We start from the raw sequence: 23857 nt of genomic DNA, 5'->3' as shown, positions 1-23857 counted from the left end.
TCCGTTCAGGTCGTGCCGAGTTCGCCGTCGATGAGGTCGAAGAGCTCGTCGAGCTCCAGCCCGGCCAGCCCATCCGGTTCATCCGATTCATCCGGTCCACCCGGCTCGGCTGCGGGGTGCGTGAGCTTCGCGGCCGGTTCGGCGGAGCTCGCCGCGGTGCCGAGCGCGGGGGCGAGGGCTTCGCCGAGCCGGCCGGCCAGTGCCGACGGCGTCGGGTAGTCGAATACCAGGGTGGCGCGCAGCCGCAGTCCGGTCGCCGTGCCCAGCCGGTTGCGCAGTTCCACCGCCGTCAGCGAGTCGAACCCGAGTTCCTTGAAGGTGCGATCGGGGGCGATGGTGCCGGGCGTGCCGTGCGCGAGCACGGCGGCGGTGTGCTCGCGGACCAGGTCGAGCAGGGCCGGTGCGCGGTCCGCGTCGGGCATCCGGGCCAGGGTGTCGGCGAGCGAGGCGCCGCCGGCGGCCGGTCCGGTGGTGCCGGCCTCCGCCCGGTGGACCCGCTCGCGCACCACGCCGCGCAGCAGGGCCGGTACCGCGCCGTGTGCCCGGATGGCGGCCGGGTCGAGTCGGGCCGGGACGAGCAGGGGGGTGCCGGCGCAGAGCGCGGCGTCGAACAGGGCCAGGCCGTCGGCCGAGGACAGCGCGGCCAGGCCGGCTCGGCGCATTCGGCTCAGGTCGGCGTCGGCGAGGTGCCCGGTCATCCCGCTGCCCTGCGCCCACAGGCCCCAGGCCAGCGACACGGCGGGCAGTCCGCGGGCCGCGCGGTGTTGGGCGAGGGTGTCCAGGAATGTATTGGCCGCGGCGTAGTTGGCCTGCCCGGGCAGGCCGAGGATGCCGGCGACCGAGGAGAACAGCACGAACATCGACAGGTCGAGCCCTCGGGTCAGTTCGTGCAGGTGCAGCGCGGCGTCGACCTTGGGCCGCAGGACCCGTTCGAGCTGCTCGGGTCGCATCGCCTCGAGCACGCTGTCGTCGAGCAGCCCGGCGGCGTGCAGCACGCCGGTCAGGGGGTGTTCGGCCGGGATCGACGCGAGCAGTGCGGCCAGCGCGTCGCGGTCGGCGATGTCGCACGCGGCGACCGTGACGGTGGCGCCCGATGCGGTGAGTTCCGCGGCGAGTTCGGCCGCGCCGGGGGCGTTCGGCCCGCGCCGTCCGGCGAGTACCAGGTGGGTCACTCCGTAGTGGGACACCAGGTGCCGGGCGAACAGCGCGCCGAGGGTGCCGGTGCCGCCGGTGATCAGCACGGTGCCGGCCGCGAGGTCGGGCCGGGTGGCCGGGCGGGCGGTGACCCTGGCCAGCCTGGGTACCAGTGGCCGGCCCTTGCGGAGCGCGAGTTGTGGCTCGCCGGTCGCCAGGGCGATCGGCAGGGCCGCGATCGACGCGTCGTGATCGTCCAGGTCGAGCACGACGAACCGGTCCGGGTGTTCGCGCTGTGCCGATCGGACCAGGCCCCAGGCCGCGGCGCCGGCCGAGCCGAGCCCGTCCGGCTCGGCCGGCTCCACGACCACCGCGTCGCGGGTGAGCAGCACCAGGCGTGATCCGGCGCATCGTTCGTCGGCGAGCCACTCCTGGACCAGGCGCAGTGCCCGGCCGGCCACGGCATGCGCGCCGGCCGCGCTCGGCTCGCCGGTCAGCGCGGCGTACACGGTCTCGGGCACCGGTCCGGCGGCGGTCAGCGCGCCGAGATCGGGATGTACGGGCCCGCCGACCGCGAGTTCGTCGGCGCCGACGACCGCCCACGGCCGGGGTGCGGGGGCGGTTTCCGGTACGTGTGCCTCGACCCAGTCCACCCGGAACAGTGCGTCCGGCGGGCCGGCGGTCGGCGGGCCGGCCGGGAGGGGTCGCAGCGCCAGCGACGCCACCGAGGCCACCGGCGCCCCGGTGGCGTCGGCGAGCCGCAGCGAGACGGTGTCCGTGCCGTCCGGGTCCGGCGTGATCCACACCCGCAGTGCGGATGCGCCGCCGGCCCGCAACGACACGCCCTGCCAGGAGAACGGGAGCCGGCAGTGCGGTCCGTCCGCAACCGCGGCGTGCAGGGCGGCGTCCAGGAGCGCCGGATGCAGCCCGTATCGCCCGGCGGTGGGCGCGAGTTCGGTGGGCAACGCGACCTCGGCGAAGATCTCCGTACCGCGCCGCCACCACGAGCGCAGGCCCCGAAAGGCCGGGCCGTAGTGGTAGCCGAGTGCGGTCCAGCGGTCGTAGTCGCCGTCCCATTGCACTGCGACTGCGCCGGCCGGCGGCCAGACGGTCAGGTCGAAGTCCTCGGCCGGGCCGGATGCGAGTACGCCGCTCGCATGCCGGGTCCAGCCGCCGGAGCCGTCCGCCGGGCGGGCGTGCACGGCCAGTGCGCGGCGTGCGGACTGGTCCGGCTCGCCGACCGTGACCCGCACCGCGACCCCGCCGTGCGCGGGCAGCACCAGCGGCACCTCGCAGGTCAGTTCCGCGACCTCGGTGCAGCCCACCTCGTCGCCCGCGCGGATCGCCAGTTCGACGAACGCCGCGCCGGGCAGCAGCACCGTCTCCCCCAGCCCGTGTTCCGCGAGCCACGGTTGGGCCTGCCGGGACAGGTGTCCGGTGAGCAGGAGGCCGCCGGAGTCCGGCAGTTCCACCACCGCGCCGAGCAGCGGGTGGTCCGCCGCGGTCAGTCCCGCCGCCTCGACGTCCGCCGACGCGCCGGCCGGTGTCGGGTCCAGCCACAGGCGCCGCCGGCGGAACACCGAGGTGGGCACGTCGACATGCCGGGCGCCGGGGAAGACGGCCCGCCAGTCGGGGCTCACCCCGCGCACGTATGCCTCGGCCAGCGAGGTCAGGAATCGTTCGAGGCCGCCGTCCTCGCGGCGCAGCGAGCCGACCGCGACCGCGTGTTCCACCACGTCCTCGACCGCCGAGGTCAGCGCGGGGTGTGGGCTGACCTCGACGAACACCGTGTGTCCGCGTTCGGCCAGCACGCCGAGCGTCTCGGCGAAGCGGACCCGTTGCCGCAGGTTGCGGTACCAGTACTCGCCGTCCAGGCCGGTGGTGTCGAGGAGGCCGGCGGTCACCGTCGAGTAGAACGGGATCGCCGCCGGGCGGGGGGCCAATCCGGCCAGCACGCCGGCCAGTTCGTCGGCGATCCGCTCCACCTGGGCCGAGTGCGACGCGTAGTCCACCGGGAGCCGCTTGGCCCGGATCCCGGCGGCTTCGCACTCGGCGACCAGTTCGTCCAGTGCGTCCGGGTCGCCGGCCACGACGACCGCGCCTGGGCCGTTCACCACCGCGATCGACAGCCGGCCGGCCCATCGGAGCAGCCGTTCGGCGATCTCGTCCTCGGACCGGGCGACCGAGACCATGCCACCGGCGCCGGACAGCGCCAGGATGGCCTTGCTGCGCAGGGCGACCACCTTCGCCGCGTCGGCCAGGTCGAGTGCCCCGGCAACCTGGGCGGCGGCGATCTCCCCTTGCGAATGGCCCACCACCGCGGCGGGTTCGACCCCGTGGGCGCGCCACAGCGCGGCCAGCGACACCATCACCGCGAACAGCGCCGGCTGGACCACGTCGACCCGCTCCAGCGCGGCGGGGTCGCGGAGCACCTCGAACAGGTCCCAGTCGACGTGCGCGGCGAGCGCGCTCGCACAGGCCCGCATCGATTCGGCGAACACCGGTGCCGAGTCGAGCAGTTCCACGGCCATGCCGACCCACTGCGAGCCCTGGCCGGGGAAGACGAACACCACGCCGTCGGCCCGCCGTGCGGTGCCGCGCAACACTTCGGGTGCCTCGGCGCCGGCGGCGAGCGCGGTCAGCCCCCGGCGCCGCGCGGCCGGGTCGGCGCCGACGACGGCGGCCCGGTGCGGCAGTCCGGACCGGGCGGCGGCCAGGGCGAATCCGATGTCCGCCGGGTCGGCGCCGGGATCCGCGTCGACCCGGGCCAGCAGTGCGCCGGCCTGGTCGGCCAGCGCGTCCGGGCTGCTCGCGGAGAACACCCACGGCAGCACCGGATCGACCGGGGCGGCGGGCGGTGACGCCGGCAACCGCGGCTCCGGTGGGGCCTGTTCGAGGATCACGTGCGCGTTTGTGCCGCTGATCCCGAACGAGGACACCGCGGCCCGGCGGGCCCGGTCGACCGGCGGCCACGCCCGTGCCTCGGTCACCAGTTCGAGGCCGGCGGCGGCCCAATCGACGTGCGGGGTCGGCTCGTCGGCGTGCAGGGTCGCGGGCACCTGCTCGTGGCGCAGCGCCTGGACCATCTTGATCACGCCGGCCACGCCGGCGGCGGCCTGGGCGTGGCCGATGTTGGACTTCAGCGAGCCGAGCAGCAGCGGGCGGTCCGGCGCCCGGTCGCGGCCGTAGGTGGCGGCGAGCGCGTCGGCCTCGATCGGGTCGCCGAGTGTGGTGCCGGTGCCGTGCGCCTCGACCACGTCGACATCCGCGGTGGACAGCCCGGCGCCGGCAAGGGCCCGGCGGATCACCCGTTCCTGGGCGACCCCGTTCGGCGCGGTGAGCCCGTTCGAGGCGCCGTCCTGGTTGATCGCGCTGCCGCGCAGCACGGCCAGTACGCGGTGTCCGGCACGTCGCGCGTCGGCGAGCCGCTCCAGGACCACGATGCCGGCGCCCTCGGCCCATCCGGTGCCGTCCGCGGCGGCGGAGAACGCCTTGCACCGGCCGTCCCGGGCCAGCCCGCGCTGCCGGCTGAACTCCACGAACATCCCCGGCCCGGACATCACCGCAACGCCCCCGGCCAGCGCCAGGGAGCAGTCCCCGGCTCGCAGTGCCTGGGCCGCGAGGTGCAGGGCGACCAGCGACGAGGAGCACGCGGTGTCCACGGTGACGGCGGGGCCTTGGAGGCCGAGGGTGTAGGCGATCCGGCCGGACGCGACGCTGATCGTGTTGCCGGTCAGCCGGTAGCCGTCGGACTCGGCGTGTGCGGCGTGCAGCGGGGGGCCGTAGTCCTGGGCCATCGCCCCGACGAAGACCCCCACGGGTGTGCCGCGTCGGCCGGCGGGATCGATCCCGGCCCGCTCCAGCGCCTCCCAGGATGTTTCGAGCAGCAGTCGCTGCTGCGGGTCCATGGCCAGCGCCTCGCGCGGCGAGATGCCGAAGAATTCCGGGTCGAACCGGTCGGCGTCGTGCAGGAAGCCGCCGTTGTTGGTGTAGGAGGTGCCCGGCCGGTCGGGGTCGGCGTCGTGCAGCCGGTCCAGGTCCCAGCCCCGGTTGGTGGGGAATTCCGAGATCGCGTCGGTCCCCTCGATCACCAGCCGCCACAGGTCCTCGGGGGAGGCGACGCCGCCGGGGAGTCGGCAGGCCATCCCGACGATCGCGATCGGCTCGTCGCTCTCGGGCTCTGCGGCGAGGTCGCCGGGCGCCTCGCCGCCGGTTGCCAACGCGCCCAGGTGGTCCGCGAGTTCGGCCGGGGTGGGGTGGCCGTACAACAGCCCGGCGGGCAGTGCGAGTCCGGTCGCCGCGGTCAACCGGTCCCGCAGTTCCACGGAGGACAGCGAGTCGAAGCCGAGGTCCTTGAACGTCGTGCCGGGCTCGACCGCGTCGCCGCCCGAGTGGCCGAGCACGACCGCGACGGTGGACCGCACCAGGGCGAGCAGCTCGGGCCCGGCCGGGAGCACGGCCGTGCCCCCGGTCGGGCCGGCCGCCGCCACCGAGGGCTGCGCGGCGGGGACGACGGCCCGACGCGCGGTCTCGGTGAGCCAGTGGCGCTCGCGTTGGAACGCGTAGGTGGGCAGGCGCAGCGGCCGGGCACCGCGCAGGGCGAATGCGCGCGACCAGTGCACCTGCACCCCGTGTACGTGCAACTCGGCGAGCGAGGTGAGGAATCGCTCCGGGCCGCCGTCGCCTCGGCGCAGCGAGCCGGTGACCACGGCGGGCGCCGCCGCGGTCCGCTCGATGGTGTCCCGCAGGGCGGGCAGGAGTACCGGGTGCGGGCTGCATTCGACGAACACGGTGTGTCCGTCTCGGATCAGTGCCCCGGTGGCCCGCTCGAGGTCCACGGTCTGCCGCAGGTTGCGGTACCAGTAGGCGGCGTCCAGTTCGGCGCCCGCCAGCAGGTCGCCGGTCACCGTGGAGTAGAACGGCACCGCCGCGGTCCCGGGCCGGATCCCGTCCAGGACGGTGTGCAGCCGCTCGCGGATCTGCTCCACCTGGGCCGAGTGGGACGCGTAGTCGACCGCGATCCGCCGGGTCTCGACGCCTTCCTCGGTCCAGCGGGCGACGAGTTCGTCCAGGGTGTCGGGGTCGCCGGAGAGCACCACCGAGGACGGGCCGTTCGCGGCGGCGATCGACACCGTGCCGGCGCATTCGGCGATCCGCTCGCGGATCTCGTCGGCCGGGCGCAGCACCGACACCATCGCACCGCGGCCGGACAGCGCCGACAGGGCCCGGCTGCGCAACGTGACCACTTTCGCGGCGTCTTCGAGGGTCAGGGCGCCTGCCACACACGCGGCGGCGATCTCCCCCTGGCTGTGCCCGACCACTGCGGCCGGCTCGACGCCGCAGGAGCGCCACAGCGCGGCCAGCGACACCATCACCGCGAACAGCGCGGGCTGGACCACGTCGACCCGCTCCAGCGCGGCCGGGTCGCCGAGCACGTCGGTGAGCGACCAGTCGACGTGCGCCGCGAACGCGTCCTCGCAGGCCCGCATCGAGGCGGCGAACTCCGGTACGGAGGCCATCAGTTCGAGGGCCATGCCGGCCCACTGCGCGCCCTGGCCGGGGAAGACGAACACCGCCTTGCCGGGCGCCGCGGCCTGGCCCTCGACCACCCCGGCGACGGCCGCGCCGGCGGCGAACTCGGCGAGACGCTCCCGCAGTTGCTCCCGGTCGCGGCCGACCACGACGGCCCGGTGCCGAAACGCGGTCCGGGTGGTGGCCAGGGACAGGCCGATGTCCGCGGCGGACGCCGTCGCCTGGTCTGTTTCGTCCACGAAGGAGGACAATCGGGCGGCCTGGGCGCGCAGCGCCTCGCCGGTCCGGCCGGCGATGGGCCACACACACGCGCCGGCCGACTCGGGCTCGCGGGTGGGCGAGCCGGCCGGCGGGAGGGCCGTCGAGCCGGTCGCCGGGGGCTCGCCGACCACGAGGTGGCAGTTGGTACCGCCCATTCCGAACGAACTCACCCCGGCCAGCAGCGGCCGATCCGGCCGCGGCCACGGCGTCGGCTCGGTCTGTACCCGCAGGCCGAGTTCGTCGAGGGGGATGTCCGGGTGCGGTGTGTCGAAGTTCAGGCTCGGCGGCAACATCCGGTGCCGGATGCTCAGTGCCACCTTGAGCAACCCGGCGATCCCGCCCGCGCCTTCGAGGTGCCCGATGTTGGTCTTGACCGAGCCCACCGGCAGCGGCGGGCCCGTCCGCCGGGCGCGGCCGAGCGCGGCACCGAGCGCGGCGGCCTCGATCGGGTCGCCGACCGGGGTGCCGCTGCCGTGCAGTTCGACGTATTGCACGTCGCGCAGTGCGACCCCGGCCCGCCGGTACGCCTGGCGGAGGACCTCCTCCTGTGCGCTGCGGCTGGGCACGGTGAGGCCGGTGTGCTCGCCCTCGCCCGCGCCGTCGTTGTTGACCGCGCCGCCGGTCAGCACGCAGTAGATGTCGTCGCCGTCGGCGACCGCGTTCGCCAACGGTTTGAGCACCACGGCGCCGCCGCCCTCGCCGCGCACGAACCCGTTGGCCCGGGCGTCGAAGGTGAAGCACCGGCCGTCGGGTGACAGGCCGCCGAAGTGCACCGCGCCGAGCGTGGGTTCGGCCAGGATGTTCAGGTTCACGCCGCCGGCGACGGCCGTGGTGCAGTCGCCGCGCCGCAGGCTCTCGCAGGCCAGGTGCACCGCGACGAGCGAGGAGGACTGGGCGGTGTCCACGGTCAGGCTCGGGCCGCGCAGGCCCAGGAAGTGGGAGATCCGGTTGGCGATGATTGCTCGGCGGGTGCCGGTCATCGTGTGCCGGCCGACCCCGTCCGCGCCGAGCCGGTCCTGCAGGGCCGCGTAGTCGTCCCACATGACGCCGACGAACACCCCGGCGTCGCCGCCGCCGAGTGCGGCGGGGAGGATCCGTGCGTCCTCCAGGGCCTCCCAGGCCAGTTCCAGCATCATCCGCTGCTGCGGGTCCATCGCCGCGGCCTCGCGCGGCGAGATGCCGAAGAACGCCGCGTCGAACCGGTCGATGCCCTCGACGAACCCACCGAGCCGGTGCGGCAGTTCGGCGCCGCGCCAGCGGTCCTCGGGGGCCTCGCGAATGGCGTCCGTACCGTCTCTCAGCAACCGCCAGAATTCGTGGCCGTCGCCGGCCCCAGGCAACCGACAAGCCAACCCGACCACGGCGATCCGTCTCATACCAAGGAGTCAACGCCGGGTATCGGTGAGCCGGCTTGTCTCACCGACCCAGAATGCGCGCGCAATTCTGGTGGCGGATACCAATCGGGGTCGATTCGCCGACCGCCCGAAAAAACGGCGCATCGGTATTGCTCGGCGGCCGGCGAATCATTGCGGCTGCCGAGCAATACCGATGCGGGTGCTGCTTTGGTCGGGCAAAAATGCTCAGTACAGGAGGGTCACCGACGGGTGGATGTCCAGCGTCGCGCGGCTGTAGTCCTCGAGAATGATCGGGGAGTTCAGCGCGGTGTGCCGGCTCATCACCGAGATGTCCCGCCACAGCCGCTGCAGCGGGTTCGACAGGGCGAACGCGCTGCCGCCGACCACGTCGAGCAACTTCTCCACGCCCGCCCGCGACTTCTCGTGCGCGGAGCGCTGGTGCATACGCAGGCGGGCACGCTCCTCCCACGGCATCGGCTGGGTCTCCGGAATTCCGTCGAGCGCCGCGCCGATTTCGGTCAGGTGCAGCCGGGCGGTCTCGATCAGGTGCGCGGCCTCGCCGAACCACATCTGCACCGACGGCGCGTCGACGGCCGCCTCGTAGTTGACGTAGGTGATCGGCCGCTTCTTGGCCAGCGCCTGGCGGGTGACCTCCAGGGCACCCTCCGCCGCACCCACGATCGCGGCGAGCGACTGGGCGCTGCCCTGGATGAGCATGCTGTCCCGCTCGTCCTCGCCGACCAGGGCGGACAGGTCGAACGCGACCGCGCGGTGCTCGGGGACGAACACCTCCTCGGCCACCACGGTGTGCGTGCCGGAGCCGGCCAGCCCGGCCACGTGCCAGGTGCGCTCGATCTTCAGGTCGCCCATCGGCACCACGGCACCGACCAGGCCGGTGGTCGGCTCCTCGCCGTCGAAGACCGGCACGACCGGGATGTAGGCCCAGTCCGCGATCTCACAGCCCGAACTCCACGGGAACGTCCCGGTGATCTTGAACCCGCCCTCGACGCGCCACGCCTTGGTGGTGCTCAGGTGGGCCGTGGAGATCACGTACGCGTCGGGGTTGTCCGCGAACACCTCCGCCAGCGCGCTCTCCGGCATCCCGTTGAGGGCGAACCGGGTGGACGCGGTGTCGATGGACACGTTCCAGCCGGCCGACCCGCACGCCTTGCCGACCTCCGCGACGATCGACAGCAGGTCCGACATCTTCAGGTCGTAGCCGCCGAATCGGGTCGGCGTGCTGAGCCGGAACAGGCCCGCCTCGCGCAGCGCGACCACGACCTCCTCGGTGAGCCTGCGGTCCTGCTCGGTCTTCGGGGCCTGCTCGCGAATCAGCGGAGCAAGCGCGCGGGCACGTGCGATGAGCTCGGCCGGGTCGACCGTCGTCTCGTTCGCCCGCTCATCGGCCACTGCTGTCACGAAGCCCTCCTTCGATTGTGGCCGGCCGGCCCGCCCCGATCGGGGCGGGCTCACCGCACCGCGTAATGCGGTCAAGTCAATCCACTTCGACCGGGCAATCCCAGCGCCCGGAACCCAAAAACCGGCCGCCGCGCTGGTACTGGGAACCAGTACCGCCGACGACCGGTTTCCGGTCGGATGCCGCCCGAACGGATCAGGCGCCGACCACGGTCGCCGGGTCGGCGACCTCCGGGCCGGTCTGCGCCGTCACGAAGCGGTCGAACAGCAGACCACACACGATCGCGCCGCCGAGGAAGACCATCGCGCCCCAGAAGAACGCCGTCGTGTAGCTCTCCACGGAGGCCTCCGCGGCCAGCTGTGTCGTCGGCTGCTTGCCTTCGACGAACTTGTCCGCGGCGGTGATCGCCAGCGTGCTCAGCAGCGCGGTGCCGATCGAACCACCCACCTGCTGCACGGTATTGACCAGCGCCGACGCGGCACCCGCGTCCTGCGGTTCGACGCCGACGGTGGCGACGGCCGCGCCGAGCGAGACGACCAGCCCGAAGCCGATGCCGGCGATCAGGGTCGGCGCCAGCACGCCGCCGACGTAGGAGCTGTCCGTGGTGAGCCGGCTGAGCCAGAACGATCCTGCCGCGGCGAGCAACAGGCCGGCCGGGATCAGGATGCGCGACCCGAGCTTGGGTTCGAGGATCGGCGGGATGGTGGTCGCGCCGATCGCGATCCCGACGATCATCGGCAGGAAGGCCAGGCCGCTCTTGATCGCCGAGAAGTCCAGGATCAGCTGGAGGTAGTAGGTCAGGAACAGGAACTGGACGAACAGCCCGATCCCCAACAGGAACATCGCCAGATACGCACTGCCGCGATTGCGGTGCAGCACGATCCGGATGGGCAACAGCGGGGTGCTCGACCGGAGTTCGAACAGTACGAAGGCGACCAGGAGGATGCCGCTGCCGACCAGGTAGCCCCACACGTCGGCGCCGCTCCACGAGCCGTCGGCGGCGTTGGACAAACCGTAGGCGAGGCAGAACAGGCCGACCGAGGCGGTCACCGTGCCGGGCAGGTCGAGCTTTTCCGGGCGGTGTTCGGCCTGCCGGTTCTGCATCGTCAGCAGCGCGCCGACGAAGACGACCGCGGTCAGGATCACGTTGACGTACAGGCACCAACGCCAGTCCAGCCAGTCGGTCAACGCGCCGCCCAGGATCAGGCCGAGCGCGAGCCCGCCGCTGCCCAGTGCGCCGTAGACGCCGAACGCGGTGACCCGTTCCTTCGGGTCCTTGAACACGGTCAGCAGAAAGGACAGCGCGGCCGGCGCGACGAGCGCGGCGAACCCGCCCTGCAGCGCGCGGGCGGTGACCAGCATGGGGAAGCCGTTGGCCGCGCCGCCGAGCACCGACATGGCCCCGAAGCCGACGATCGAGATCATCAGCGAGCGCTTGGCGCCGACCAGGTCGACGATCCGACCCCCGAGCAGCAATAAGCTGCCGAAGGCCAGCGCGTAGGCGGTGACGACCCACTGCCGGTTCCCGTCGCTGAAGCCGAGGTCCGCCTGGGCCGACGGCAGCGCGATATTGACCACCGTCGTATCCAGGAAGATCGTCATCTGCGCAATACCGATCACCGCCAGGATCAACCAGCGGTTGACGTAATGGGGGTCGGGCGCGCCCTCCACCGCGGTCTTCGACTCGGAATCTGCTGACTCTGACATTCCATTTACCTCTGTTGCTCAGGCCGGACCATCGGCCGATGGTCCGGCGAACCGGTGTTCGGCAGACTTCAGGTGGAGATCGTCTCGAATCCGTGCTGCTTCGCGAGTTCGACAATGGCCTGCACCCGCTCGCGGGTAAGGTCGCCGGCGCCCGTCGATCGGCCGGCTCCGGACCACGCGAGCGTGATCGCCTCCGCCACCCCCGCAAACAATTCGCCGGCGCCCGGTGAGGCGCTGATACCACGTGGCGGAATTCCATTGTCGGGCACGGAAAGTATACCCCCGCGCACGTAATGTATATCGCCACGAGAAGCCGCTGCGGCAGCTTCCGCACCGGTGCCGAAAAAGGACAAATCGCAGACTATGGCGTCGTCCGCGAGATGCTTCTCGGCCAGCACCGGAACCGGGCTCGAATGCGCCGAGAACACCACCTGCGCATTCCGCACCGACAAAAGATCGTCGGTCGTCACGACGAATGGGTCACCCTCGTGCGCGTCGGCGAGATACGCCGCGATGGCCTCGCCGCTCGGCTCGTCGCCGGCGCGTCCCTCGGCCAGCCAGCCGGTGATCAGCGGCTCGGCGGACAACGCCGCCGAGATGCCGGTCAGCTCGCCGCCGGCGACGATCCGCGCCCAGGCCTCCTGGTAGATCCGCAGCTCCGCGGCCCGCAGTCGTTCGGCCGAACCGGCCCGACCGCTGCCCACCAGGATGATCCGGGCGACCTTGTCCACGCTCAGCGCGGCGAGCGCCGAGCCGATGTGCCCACCGCCGCCGACGATCGCCAGCGTCGATCCGTCGAGTCCGCCGATCCGTTCGATCGCGGCCCGCTCGGCGGCGATCAGCGCCGAGCCGACCGCGAGCGCGCTGCCCGAGGTCACCGTGACTCCGGGGACGCGCAGTGCACGACCGTGGTCGGCGACCGCGCCGAGGCCGAAGCCGAGGGCGACGGTGGCGCAGCCGTTCGCCTTCGCCTCGCGCACCCGGCGGTCCAGGTCCAGGCCGATCAGGAAGGTCTGCCCGGAGACCCGGTACTCGCGCAGTTGTTCCTGGGTGACCAGCAGCGGGTAGACGGTGAGGTCCACCGAGGTGCCCTGCGGCGACTGGAGCCGGATCGGCGCCGACGCCGGCAGGTCCTTGAGCAGTTCGCTGCGCCGGGCGTAGGACAGCAGCCGCTCGTCGTCCAGATCGGCGAGCGAGGGGTCGAACTCGCGCAGCCGGTCCGGGGTCAGCGGGTAGCCGACCAGCCCGACCCGGTGGGTGGCCGGCTCGCTCGGCTCGACCGCCTCGCCGGCCGCCGGCGAGAAGTCCGCGATCTCCACGCGCGGCGGCTGCCGGTGTGCGGCATCGGTCAGCGGGTGCACCAGCGGCAACGCGTCCTGGTGGCGCAGGATTCGGCAGACCTGGGTCAGGCCGGTCCGCAGCTGCTCGATCTCCGCGTCGCCGATCTGGATCGACGGCTCGATCCGCAACATGGTCGGCACACTCGCGGTCGGGCCGGTGCGGATGTGGTGGGCCGCCTGCAGGTAGCTGCCCAGTTGGAAGACGAGCAGGCCGGCGAGCGCCTTCTGCCGGATGATCGGCGACGATGCCCGGCTCTGGTCGGCGAATTCCACGCCGATCAGCAGCCCGCGCCCGCGCACGTCGACCACCACGTCCGGGTATTCCTCGGCCAGTTCGCGCAACATGGCGAGGATCCGCTCGCCGCGTTCGGCGGCCCGCCGGTAGGCGGCGCCGTCCTCGGCTTCGAGGAGTTCGAGGGTGCGCAGCGCGAGCGCCGTGGAGAAGCCGTCCTTGGCGAAGGTGGAGCTGTGCACCAGCTCGAACTCGGGGCGGTAGCGCGACTGGCGGATCAGCATGGCGGACGCCTTGCCCAGGCCGCCGCCGAGCGACTTGCCCAGCACGTAGTAGTCGCCGAGCAGGCCGATGTGGCTGCTCGCGAAGAACTTCCCGGTCCGCCCCATCCCGGACTGGATCTCGTCGACCACGATCGGGCAGCCGACCCCGTCGCAGACCCGTCGGATGCCGGCCGCGAACTCGGGGGTCAGTTCGTGGATGCCGCCCTCGCCCTGGATCGGCTCGACGATCAGTCCGGCGACGACCGGGAAGTCCCGCTCGACGAGGGTGACCCGGCCGTCCACGACCCGCACATCGAGCACGGTGACCGCGTGCTCGGCGACGATCGCCTCGAACGCCGCCGCGTCGTTCGGCGGGACGAACGTCACCGTCAATCCGAGCCCCGCGAACGCCGCCCGGAACAGCGGGTTGTAGGTGAACTGGGTGCTGCCGACCAGCTTTCCGTGGAAGGCCCGCTCCAGTGCGAAGAACACCGGGCCGGTGCCCGCCTGCCCGACGTTGTGCCCGGCCACCGCGCCGAGCAGCCCCGCGAACTCCTCGATCGTCGTCGGCGCCGGGATGTCACCGGGCAGCAGCGAGGTGTCGTCGGGAAGCGCCGCGGTGCCCTCGCGCACCGCGGTCAGCGCCACGTCGGCGTGCCACTCGATCTCCTCGAACAGGCTCTTGATCCGCAACACGCGGTCGAACTCGCAGTGTTTGACCGCCGCTTCGACGCCCTCCGCGCCGGTGTTGGCGAAGCTGATCGAGTACGGCTCGGCGCCGGGGAACTCGCGGCCGAGGATCTCGTTCAGCACCGCGCCGACCCGGTCGGCGACCGGATGCGCGGAGTGTTGCGAGTGCACCGGCCAGCCGGTGTCGAGCAGTTCCTTCGCGTACGCCACGATCTCCGGGTGGTTGTGCCCGAGCATCAACGAGCCCCAACCGCCGACCAGGTCGAGGACCGGTACCTCGACACCGGCCTCGTCCAGGTAGTACAGGGTGTTCTTCTCCGCCCGGACGTACTCGACGTCCAGACCGAAGGTGCCGAGCATTCCGGTCAGCAGCGCTTCGGCGTAGCGGGTGGGTGCATTCACCATTTCTCCTAGTGGTCGGCGTGGTCAGCGGTTGGGGTTGGCGGCGGAGCGGCCCAGTTCGCGGTCGATGAAGTCGAAGACCTCGTCCTCGGTCGCGGTCTCGATCGCGGCGGCCGGGTCGAGTGCGCCGGTGCCGGGGACCGCGTCGGGCCGCGCGTCGGTCCAGGCCTTGTTCCAGCGGGAGAGGATGGCGCCCAGCCGGGTGGCGATCTCGGTCTGCCCGGTCCCGTCGTCGTCCGCCGGGTCGACCGGGACGGCCATCAACACGGCCTCCAGCTTGTCGAGTTCGGCCAGTGCGGAGCTGCGGCTGACGCCGTCGGTGACGGCGAGCCGCTCCAGCAGGTGCTCCACCAGTACGCCGGGTGAGGCGTAGTCGAAGACCAGCGTGGTCGGCAGGGACAGGCCGGTCCGTTCGGCCAGTCGGTTGCGGAACTGCACGGCGGAGAGCGAGTCGAAGCCGGAGTCGCGGAAGGACACCTCCCACCGCAGGTTCTCCGGTGTCGCGTGGCCGAGCACCCCGGCCGCCTCGGCGCGCACCAGGTCGCGCAGGTGGGTCTCGACCTCGGCCCTGCCCATCCGCGCGAACCGGTCGGCGGGCCGCTCCTCGCTCGCCTCGGGGCGGGCCTCGCGCGGCACCAGGTCGCGCAGTACCACCGGGACCTGCGTGGTTTCCCGGCGCAGCGCGGCCACGTCCAGCGGGGCCGGCGCGACCACGGCCCGCCCGGTGGCGAGCGCGGCGTCGAAGAGTTCGCCCGCCTCGCCCCGGCCGATCACCCGCAGTCCGGACTGGCCACCACCGTCGACCATCCGACCCCAGGCCAGCGCCACCGCGGGCAGTCCGGCGGCCCGGCGGCGCGTGGCGAGCGCGTCCAGGTAGGCGTTCGCCGAGGCGAAGTTGGCCTGTCCCGGGCTGCCGAGCATGCCGACCACCGAGGAGCACAGCACGAACAGCGCGGGTGGGGCGTCCGCCGTCAGCTCGTGCAGCTGCCAGGCCCCGTCCACCTTGGGCCGCAGTACGTGCGCCACACGTTCGGCGGTCAACGCGCTGAACACCCCGTCGTCCAGCACGTTTTCCGTGTGCACGATGCCGGTCAGCGGGTGCTCGGCCGGGATGTCCGCGAGCAGCTTTCGGACCGCGGCCCGGTCGGCGAGATCGCAGGCCACCACGGTGACCGTCGCGCCGAGGCCGACCAGTTCCGCGCGCAGCCGCTCGGCGGGCGAGTCGGGTCCGTGCGGGTCGGCGAGCACCAGGTGCTCGACGCCGTACGCGGTGACCAGATGCCGGGCGAACAGCGCGCCCATCGGCGCATCGGCGCCGGTGACCAGTACGGTCCCGCCGGCCGCCGGCATCGGTGTGGGCGCGTCCGAGGCGGTGGCCGATACCAGTCGCGGGGCGAGCAGCCGCCCGGCTCGGACGGCCAGTTGCGGCTCCCCCGCCTGCGCGACCGCGTACAGCAGGTCGGTCGAGGCCGGGTCGTCGTCCAGGTCGACCAGCACGATCCGGTCGGGATGTTCGGCCTGGGCCGAGCGCAGCAGGCCCCACACCGCGGCGCCGGCCGGGTCCCGGACCCGGTCCGAGTCGTCGACGGCCATCGCTCCCCTGGTCACCACGACCAGGCGGTTGTCCGGCAGGTCCTCCTGGGCCAGCCAGGACTGCGCCACGCCGAGCGCACGTTCGACCGCCCGGTGTACCGCGGCCGGCCGGTCGCCGGTCGGGCCCGGCTCCGAGGGTTGTGCGAGCAGTACGTCCCACGGGGTGTACGAGGCCGCCGCCTCGTCGATGTCGGCGAACCGCAGCGGCGCGACCTCGGCGAGGCCGCCGGGGTCGTCGCCGAGCAGCGCGAGCAGGCTTTCCGACTCGTCCTCGGCCGGCAACGGGACCGGGGTCCAGCGCAGTTCGAACAGCGGGCCGTGCTCCGGGGCATCGCCGTTCGGGCTCCCGGCGCCCGCGGAGCCGGCCGGCCAGTACCGCTCGCGCTGGAACGGATAGGTGGGCAGCGTCGTCCGGCGGGCCCCGGTGCCGGCGAACACGGCCGGCCAGTCGACGGCCGCCCCGGCCACGAACAGCTCGCCCACGCCGTCGAGCACGGTGCGTACCCGCGACCGGCCGTCCGGGCACAGGAGTACCGAACCCGCCGACACCCGCTCGGGGCCCGACTCGACGAACCGGGTCACCCGCTGCTCGGCCAACCACCGCTCGGCGGCGGCGATCCCCTCGGTGCCCGCCCGGGTCGGCGCGTCGCCGGCGGCGAGCGGCCGGCCGGTGTGCAACGACACCACCGGGATCCGCGGTTCGCCGAGCGTCACCCCGGTCGGGTCGCCGCCGGTCACCAGCCGTGCGGCGTCGGCGAGCGACAGCGCGCCGGCGACGTGCGCGGCGGCGACCTCGCCGACCCCGGTCCCGGCGACCGCGCCGAACACCACGCCCCAGGACTCGATCAGCCGGAACAACGCCACCTCGGCGGCGAACCGGGTCGAGTCCGCGCCCTGTTCGCCCAGCTCGGCGAGGATCTTGTCGTAGGCCCTGGCGTATACCGGGAACGTCTCGTACAGATCGCGGTCCGCAGCGTCCGCGGACCGCCCGGTGAACACGAACGCGGTCCGCCCGTCCCCGGCGCCGGGCGCGTCACCCTCGGCGATCGCCCGCAGTGCGGCCACCGCGTCCGCGCCGCCCTCGGTGACGAGCACCGCGCGGTGGTCGAACACCGACCGGGCAGCCAGCGAGAATCCGATGTCGAGCGGGTTCGGCGCGGCATCGGAGTCGAGCAGGGAGCGCAGCCGGTCGGCCAGCGCGCGCAGCGCCTGCGGCGACTTGGCCGACAACACCCACGGCACGGCGGGCAGGGACACCTCGGCGGGGGTCGCGACCTCGGCCGGCTCCTCGGGCGCCTGTTCGAGCACGACATGCGCGTTGGTCCCGCTCATCCCGAACGCGGACACCGCGGCCCGGCGCGGCCGGCCCAGCTCCGGCCACGGACGGGCCTCGGTGAGCAGCTCCAGCGCACCGGAGGACCAGTCCACGGCGGAGGTCGGCTCGGCCACATGCAGCGTCTTCGGCAACACGCCGTGCCGCATCGCCATGACCGCCTTGATCAGCCCGCCGGCCCCGGCGGCGTGCTGGGTGTGTCCGATGTTCGACTTCACCGACCCCAGCCACAGCGGGCGGTCCGCCGGCCGGTCCCGGCCGTAGGTCGCCAACAGGGCCTGTGCCTCGATCGGATCGCCGAGCCGGGTGCCGGTCCCGTGTGCCTCCAGGAGGTCCACCTCGGCCGGTGCCAGGCCGGCATTGGCCAACGCCTGGCGAATCACCCGCTGTTGTGACGGGCCGTTGGGCGCGGTCATGCCGTTGGACGCGCCGTCGGAGTTGACCGCGCTGCCCTGGAGCAGGGCGAGTACCGGGTGTCCGTTGCGCCGGGCGTCGGAGAGCCGTTCGAGCACGAACATGCCCACGCCTTCGGACCATCCGGTGCCGTCGGCGGATTCGTCGAACGCCTTGGCCCGGCCGTCCGGGGACAGGGTGCGCTGCCGGGAGAATTCGACGAACCCGATCGGCTGGGCCATCACCGTGGCACCGCCCGCGAGGGCCAGGGTGCACTCCCCGCTGCGCACCGCGTTCGCCGCGAGATGCACCGACACCAGGACCGACGAGCACGCCGTGTCGATGGACATCGTCGGGCCCTCGAGGCCGAGCACGTAGGAGATCCGGCCGGAGCCGAACGACGTCGTGGAGCCGGTCAGCCGATACCCCTCGGCACCCTCGCCGATCCCGTCGGCGCCCTCCCCGTAGCCCTGCGCGGTCAACCCGGTGTAGACGCCGGTGTTGCTGCCGCGCAACGCCTGCGGATCGATTCCGCCGCCCTCCAGGGCCTCCCACGAGGTCTCCAGGAGCAACCGCTGCTGCGGGTCCATCGCGAGCGCCTCGCGCGGCGAGATTCCGAAGAAGCCGGCGTCGAACTCGGCGGGGGCGTCGATGAATCCGCCCGCGCGCGGATAGAACGTGCCCGGCTTGTCCGGATCCGGGTCCCACAGCCGCTCGATGTCCCAGCCGCGGTCGTCCGGCATGTCGGAGATCGCGTCCACCCCGTCGGCGACCAGCCGCCACAGCGCCTCGGGCGTGCCCGCCCCGCCGGGGAAGCGGCACGCCATCCCGACGATCGCGACCGGATCGTGCGCACCGTCGGTCCCCGGGACCGACGCGGCGACGGCCACGGCCGAGGCCGGCAGGTCGCCGCTCAGCTCGGACAGTACGTATTCGGCCAGCGCCGAGACCGTCGGATAGTCGAACACCACGCCGGGCGACAGCCGCAGACCGGTGACCTCGGCCAACCGGTTGCGCAGCTCGACCGCGGTCAGCGAGTCGAAGCCCAGGTCCCGGAACGGCACACTCTCCCCGATCCGTTCGCCGGCGCCGAAGCCGAGCACCGCGGCCACCTCGGTCCGCACCAGGTCGGCGACCTGCTCGTGCCGCTCGCGCCGGGGCAACGCGGCCAGCCGGTCGGCCAACGAGCGCCGATCGCCCGCACCCTGCCGAACCACCCGGCGCGCCGGCCGACCCACCAGTGCGCGCAGCAGCGCCGGGACCGAAGCCGAACCGCCGCGCAGCGCCCGCGGATCGAGCCGCACCGGCAGCGTCACCGGGCGGTTCGCCGCGAGGGCCCGGTCGAACAGTCCCGTCCCGTCCTCCGGCGAGATCGGCCGCAGGCCGGTGTGCCGCAACCGGTCGCCGCCGCCGGTGACCCCGGCCTGTAGGCCGCCCTCGGCGGCCCACAGACCCCAGCCCAGCGAGATCGCGGGGAGGCCCTGGGCGCGGCGATAGTGCGCGAACGCGTCCAGGAAGTGGTTGGCCGCCGAGTAGTTGGCCTGCCCCGCGTTGCCCAGCGTGCCGGCCAGTGACGAGAACAGCACGAACATGGCGAGGGGTTGGTGGTGGGTGAGTTCGTGGAGGTGCCAGGCGGCGTCGATTTTGGGGCGCAGGACGGGGGTGGTGCGGTCGGGGGTGAGTGCGGTGAGGATGCCGTCGTCGATGATGCCGGCGGTGTGCACGATGCCGGTGAGGGGGTGTTCGGTGGGGATGGTGTCCAGGAGGGCGGCGAGTGCGGTGCGGTCGGCGACGTCGCAGGCCACTGTTCGTACGGTGGCGCCGAGCGCGGTGAGTTCGTCGGTCAGCTCGGTGGCGCCGGGGGCCTGGGGGCCGCGGCGGCCGGCGAGTACGAGGTGCCGGACGCCGTATGCGGTGACCAGGTGCCGGGCGAACAACGCGCCCAACGCCCCCGTACCACCGGTGACCAGAACCGTACCCTCGGGCGCCAACTCCGGCCTGACGGCGTCGGTTTCGGGCAGCGCGGCCAGCCGGGGCACGGTCGCCGTGCCGGCCCGCACCGCGACCTGGTCGTGGCCCGCCGCCGGCAGCGCCCGAAGGAGCGCGAGCGAGGCCGGGTCGTCGTCGAGGTCCACCAGCACGATCCGGTCGGGGTGTTCCGACTGGGCGGAGCGCACCAGGCCCCACACCGCGGCACCCACCAGGTCCGGGGCGCCGTCGTCCGGACCGGTCACCACCGCACCACGGGTGACCACAAGCAGGCGGCTCGACCCGAACCGGTCGTCGGCCAGCCACTCCCGCAGCAGGCCCAACACGTCCACGACCGTGTTGTGCACCGCCGCGACGATCTCGCCGCCGGGCGGGCCGGGGTAGCAGGCGACCAGCACATCGGCCCCGGCCGCGTCCGACAACGTCTCGTGCCGGTCGACCGCGAGCGCCGCACCGAGCGCCCGATCGGGCGTGCCGAGCAGGGCCCAACTCCCGCGCTGCTCGCTCGAACCCACCTCGACCGGAATCCAGTTCACCCCGAGCAGCGAGCCGGCCGAATCGTCCCGCGCGGCCGGTTGCTCGGCCGACAGCGGGCGTGCCTCCACCGACCGCACCTCGGCGACCGGTTGGCCCAGCTCGTCGGCGAGCTGGACCCGGCAGGAGGTGCCGCCCTCACTCGCCCCGTCGATGACCACCCGTACCCGCAGCTTGCTCGCCCCGGTGGCGTAGAGGCTGATCCCGTTCCAGACGAACGGCAGGAGCAGGGTGAAGTCCTCGCCCGCGTCGGCGATCGCGGCGACGACCCGCGGATGGATGGCCGCGTCGAACAACGCGGGATGGATGCCGAATCGTGCCGTGTCCACGCCGGCCGGCAGCGCCACCTCGGCGAAGAACTCGACATCGCCGGCCCCGTCGCGGCGCCACAGCGTGTGCAGTCCACGGAACATCGGGCCGTAGACGTAGCCGTGCTCCGCGAGCCGCTCGTAGAACCCGTCCGTCGCCATCGGTTCGGCGCCGGCCGGCGGCCAGTCGCCCAGTTCGAAGTCCGGCTCCGGGGCCCGGGCGGCCAACACGCCGGTGGCGTGGCAGGTCCACTGCTCGTCGAACTCGTCACCCTCGGGGCAGGAGTGGATCGCGAACGACCGCTCCCCGGCGTCCTGCCGCTCCCCCACCACGAGTTGCACGCGCACCCCGCCCGTCTCGGGGAGGAGCAGCGGCGCGATGACCACCATCTCGTCCACGCCGGCGCAGCCGACCTCGTCGCCGGCCCAGATCGCCATGTCGAGCAGCGCGGTACCCGGCACCACGACCCGGCCGCCCAGCTCGTGCTCGGTGAGCCAGGCATGCGTGCGGGCCGAGAGCCGACCGGTGAACACCACGTCGTCGCCACCGGCCACGCGCACCACGGCGTCCAGCATCGGGTGGCTCGCGGCCACCAGCCCCGCCGAGCCGACGTCACCCGAAGTCGCCTGGGCCAGCCAGTAGTTCTCGCGTTGGAAGGGGTAGGTCGGGAGGTCGATCAGGGTGGCGGTGGTGTCGGTGAACAGGTGGGGCCAGTCGACGGGGTGGCCGGTGGTGTGCAGGTGGGCGAGGGCGGTGAGCGCGGTCCGGATCTGCGGTCGGTCGCGGCGTTGCAGGGCGGTGAAGGACGCGTCGGCGACGTTGTCCGGGCCCATCGCGGTGAGGACACCGTCGGGGCCGATCTCCAGGAACCGGGTGACGCCGTGCTCCCGCAGCCGGGTGAGATGGTCGGCGAACCGGACCGGCTCACGGATGTGATCCACCCAGTACAGGGCCGAACACACATCCTCGGTGTCCGCAGCCATCGGGATAACCGGCGCGGTGAACTCGACGTCGTCCACGACGGCGGCGAACTCGTCCAGGATCGGGTCCATCAGCGGGGAGTGGAAGGCGTGGCTGACAACCAGCCGTCGGGTCTTGCGACCCTGCTCGCGCAACGTGTCGGCGATCTGTGTGACGACGTCCTCGACACCGGAAATCACCACCGAGGAGGGCCCGTTGACCGCCGCGATCCCCGCCTCTTCTTCATGCCCGCTCAACAGGTCCAGGACCTCGTCCTCGGTCGCCTGGACCGCGACCATCGCACCGCCGGCGGGCAGGGCCTGCATCAACCGGCCCCGGGCGGCGACCACGCGGCATGCGTCCGCCAGGGACAACACCCCGGCGACATGCGCCGCCGCCAACTCGCCGATCGAGTGACCGGTGACGAAGTCCGGCCGCACACCCCACGATTCGAGCAGCCGGAACAACGCCACCTCGACCGCGAACAGGGCCGGCTGCGTCCACCCGGTCTGATCCAGACCCTCGCCGCCGAACACGACATCCTTGAGCAGCCCGGGCAGGACCGCATCGAAGTGGCCACAGACCTCGTCGAACACCGACGCGAACACCGGGAACGCCTCGTACAACTCCCGACCCATCCCCGCCCGCTGCGCACCCTGACCGGTGAACAGGAACGCCGTACGACCCTCACCCGCCACCCCCGACACCACCCCGGGACCGGACTCACCGGCAGCCAACGCCCGCAGCCCAGCCACGAGTTCGTCGCGATCACCCGCCAGCACGACACCACGATGCTCGAACGCCGACCGAGAAGCCGCCGCCGACAAACCCACATCCGGCAACGACAGCTCACCGACCACCGACGCCAACCGCCCCGCCTGCGCCCGCAACGCCCCGGCCGACCGGGCCGAAACCACCACCGGCACGACGGGCAACTCCGTCGACGTCGCGGCCACTTGCGGCTCGGTCGGCACCGAGGCCGGCTCCACGACATCCGTGGGCGCCTGTTCGAGGATGACGTGGGCGTTCGTGCCGCTGATCCCGAACGAGGACACCGCGGCCCGCCTCGGTCGCCCGGTCTCCGGCCACGGCCGCGACTCGGTCACCAACTCCATCGACCCGGCGGACCAGTCCACCGCCGGCGTCGGCGCGTCCACATGCAACGTCTTCGGCACCACGCCGTATCGCATCGCGTGGATCAGCTTGATCACGCCGGCCACCCCCGCGGCGGCCTGCGTGTGTCCGATGTTGGACTTCACCGAGCCCAACAACAGCGGTGCCTGGTCCGACTCGGCCGAGCGTGCCTGCCCGTAGGTGGCCAGCAGCGCCCGGGCCTCGATCGGGTCGCCCAACCGGGTGCCGGTGCCGTGCCCCTCGACCACGTCCACCTCGGCCGGGGACAGGCCGGCGTTGCTCAGTGCCTGGCGGATCACCCGTTCCTGGGACGGGCCGTTCGGCGCGGTCAGGCCGTTGGAGGCACCGTCGGAGTTCACCGCGCTGCCCCGGATCACCGCCAGCACCGGCAACCCACGGCGCTGCGCCACCGACAGTCGGGCCAGCACCAACACCCCGACGCCTTCGGAGAATCCGGTGCCGTCCGCCGCCGCCGCGAAGGCCTTGCAGTGGCCGTCCGGCGCCAGTCCGCGCTGTCGGGAGAACTCGACGAACACGCTCGGGCCGGCCATCACGGTGGCTCCGCCCGCGATCGCCAGGTCACATTCCCCGCTGCGCAGGGACTGCTCCGCCAGGTGGATCGACACCAGGGACGACGAGCACGCGGTGTCCAGTGTCACGGCCGGGCCCACCAGGCCCAGTACGTACGAGATGCGGCCGGACGCAACGCTCGTGGTGCCGCCGGTGAGGACGAAGCCCTCCAGTTCGCCGGGTGTCTCTCCGGCGCGCGGCATGTACTCCTGCGGGATCACGCCGACGAAGACGCCGGTCGAGCTGCCGCGCAGCGACGCCGGGTCGATCCGGGCGTGTTCGAGGGCCTCCCACGAGGCTTCCAGGAGCACCCGCTGCTGTGGGTCCATGGCCAGTGCCTCGCGCGGCGAGATGCCGAAGAACTCGGCGTCGAACCGGCCGGCGTCGGCCAGGAAGCCGCCGCGGGTGAGGTAGGTGGTGCCCGGTGTCGCGGGATCGGGGTCGGACAGGCGGTCGAGGTCCCAGCCGCGGTCGGTGGGGAAGTCGGTGAGGGCTTCCTCGCCGTCGCGGACCAGTTCCCACAGCTGCTCGGGGGTGTGCGCGGCGCCGGGGAAACGACCGGCCATGCCGACGATCGCGATCGGCTCGCGGGCGGCGGCCTCGGCGTCGCGCAGTTCGCGCTGGGCGCGCTGCAGGTCGGTGGTGACCCGCCTCAGATACTCTCGAAGCTTCTGCTCGTTGGACATCCCGGGCAGCCCCCTTTCGTTCG

The 23857-nt window shown here is 73.0% G+C and carries 5 protein-coding genes; all 5 read right to left on the bottom strand.

What is annotated here, in order from left to right; genetic code table 11:
• Nucleotides 1-5: 5 nt before the first annotated feature.
• The 5 genes from ABIA38_RS34185 to ABIA38_RS34165 all read right to left on the bottom strand — a co-directional run bounded on the left by ABIA38_RS34185 (nt 6) and on the right by ABIA38_RS34165 (nt 23834).
• Nucleotides 6-8303 carry an SDR family NAD(P)-dependent oxidoreductase gene (locus ABIA38_RS34185; protein WP_424642808.1) on the bottom strand — a complete coding sequence of 2766 codons (8298 nt, stop codon included), beginning with the start codon at nt 8301-8303 and terminating at the stop codon, nt 6-8.
• Nucleotides 8304-8507: 204 nt separating this feature from the next.
• On the bottom strand, nt 8508-9701 hold the full coding sequence (locus ABIA38_RS34180) for an acyl-CoA dehydrogenase family protein (protein WP_424642807.1): 1194 nt from the start codon (nt 9699-9701) through the stop codon (nt 8508-8510).
• 193 nt (nt 9702-9894) lie between these two features.
• Nucleotides 9895-11406, bottom strand: a complete 1512-nt coding sequence (locus tag ABIA38_RS34175) for an MFS transporter (RefSeq protein WP_424642806.1) — start codon at nt 11404-11406, stop codon at nt 9895-9897.
• Between the two features lie 68 nt (nt 11407-11474).
• Nucleotides 11475-14336 carry an aminotransferase class III-fold pyridoxal phosphate-dependent enzyme gene (locus tag ABIA38_RS34170; RefSeq protein ID WP_424642805.1) on the bottom strand — a complete coding sequence of 954 codons (2862 nt, stop codon included), beginning with the start codon at nt 14334-14336 and terminating at the stop codon, nt 11475-11477.
• Nucleotides 14337-14357: 21 nt separating this feature from the next.
• Nucleotides 14358-23834: an SDR family NAD(P)-dependent oxidoreductase gene (locus ABIA38_RS34165; RefSeq protein ID WP_424642804.1), complete on the bottom strand. Its 9477-nt coding sequence runs from the start codon at nt 23832-23834 to the stop codon at nt 14358-14360.
• Nucleotides 23835-23857: the final 23 nt, after the last annotated feature.

The sequence above is a fragment of the Embleya sp. AB8 genome (assembly GCF_049739465.1).
Classification (GTDB): Bacteria; Actinomycetota; Actinomycetes; order Streptomycetales; family Streptomycetaceae; genus Embleya.
The sequence above is the reverse complement of the archived record's forward strand: the minus strand, read 5'-3'. Positions and strand labels throughout refer to the sequence as shown.

What these genes read in the sequence shown, in the direction of transcription:
- ABIA38_RS34175 (WP_424642806.1), bottom strand. Translation starts at nt 11,406, where the DNA reads ATGTCAGAGTCAGCAGATTCCGAGTCGAAGACCGCGGTGGAGGGCGCG.
- ABIA38_RS34165 (WP_424642804.1), bottom strand. Translation starts at nt 23,834, where the DNA reads ATGTCCAACGAGCAGAAGCTTCGAGAGTATCTGAGGCGGGTCACCACC.
- ABIA38_RS34170 (WP_424642805.1), bottom strand. Translation starts at nt 14,336, where the DNA reads ATGGTGAATGCACCCACCCGCTACGCCGAAGCGCTGCTGACCGGAATG.
- ABIA38_RS34185 (WP_424642808.1), bottom strand. Translation starts at nt 8,303, where the DNA reads ATGAGACGGATCGCCGTGGTCGGGTTGGCTTGTCGGTTGCCTGGGGCC.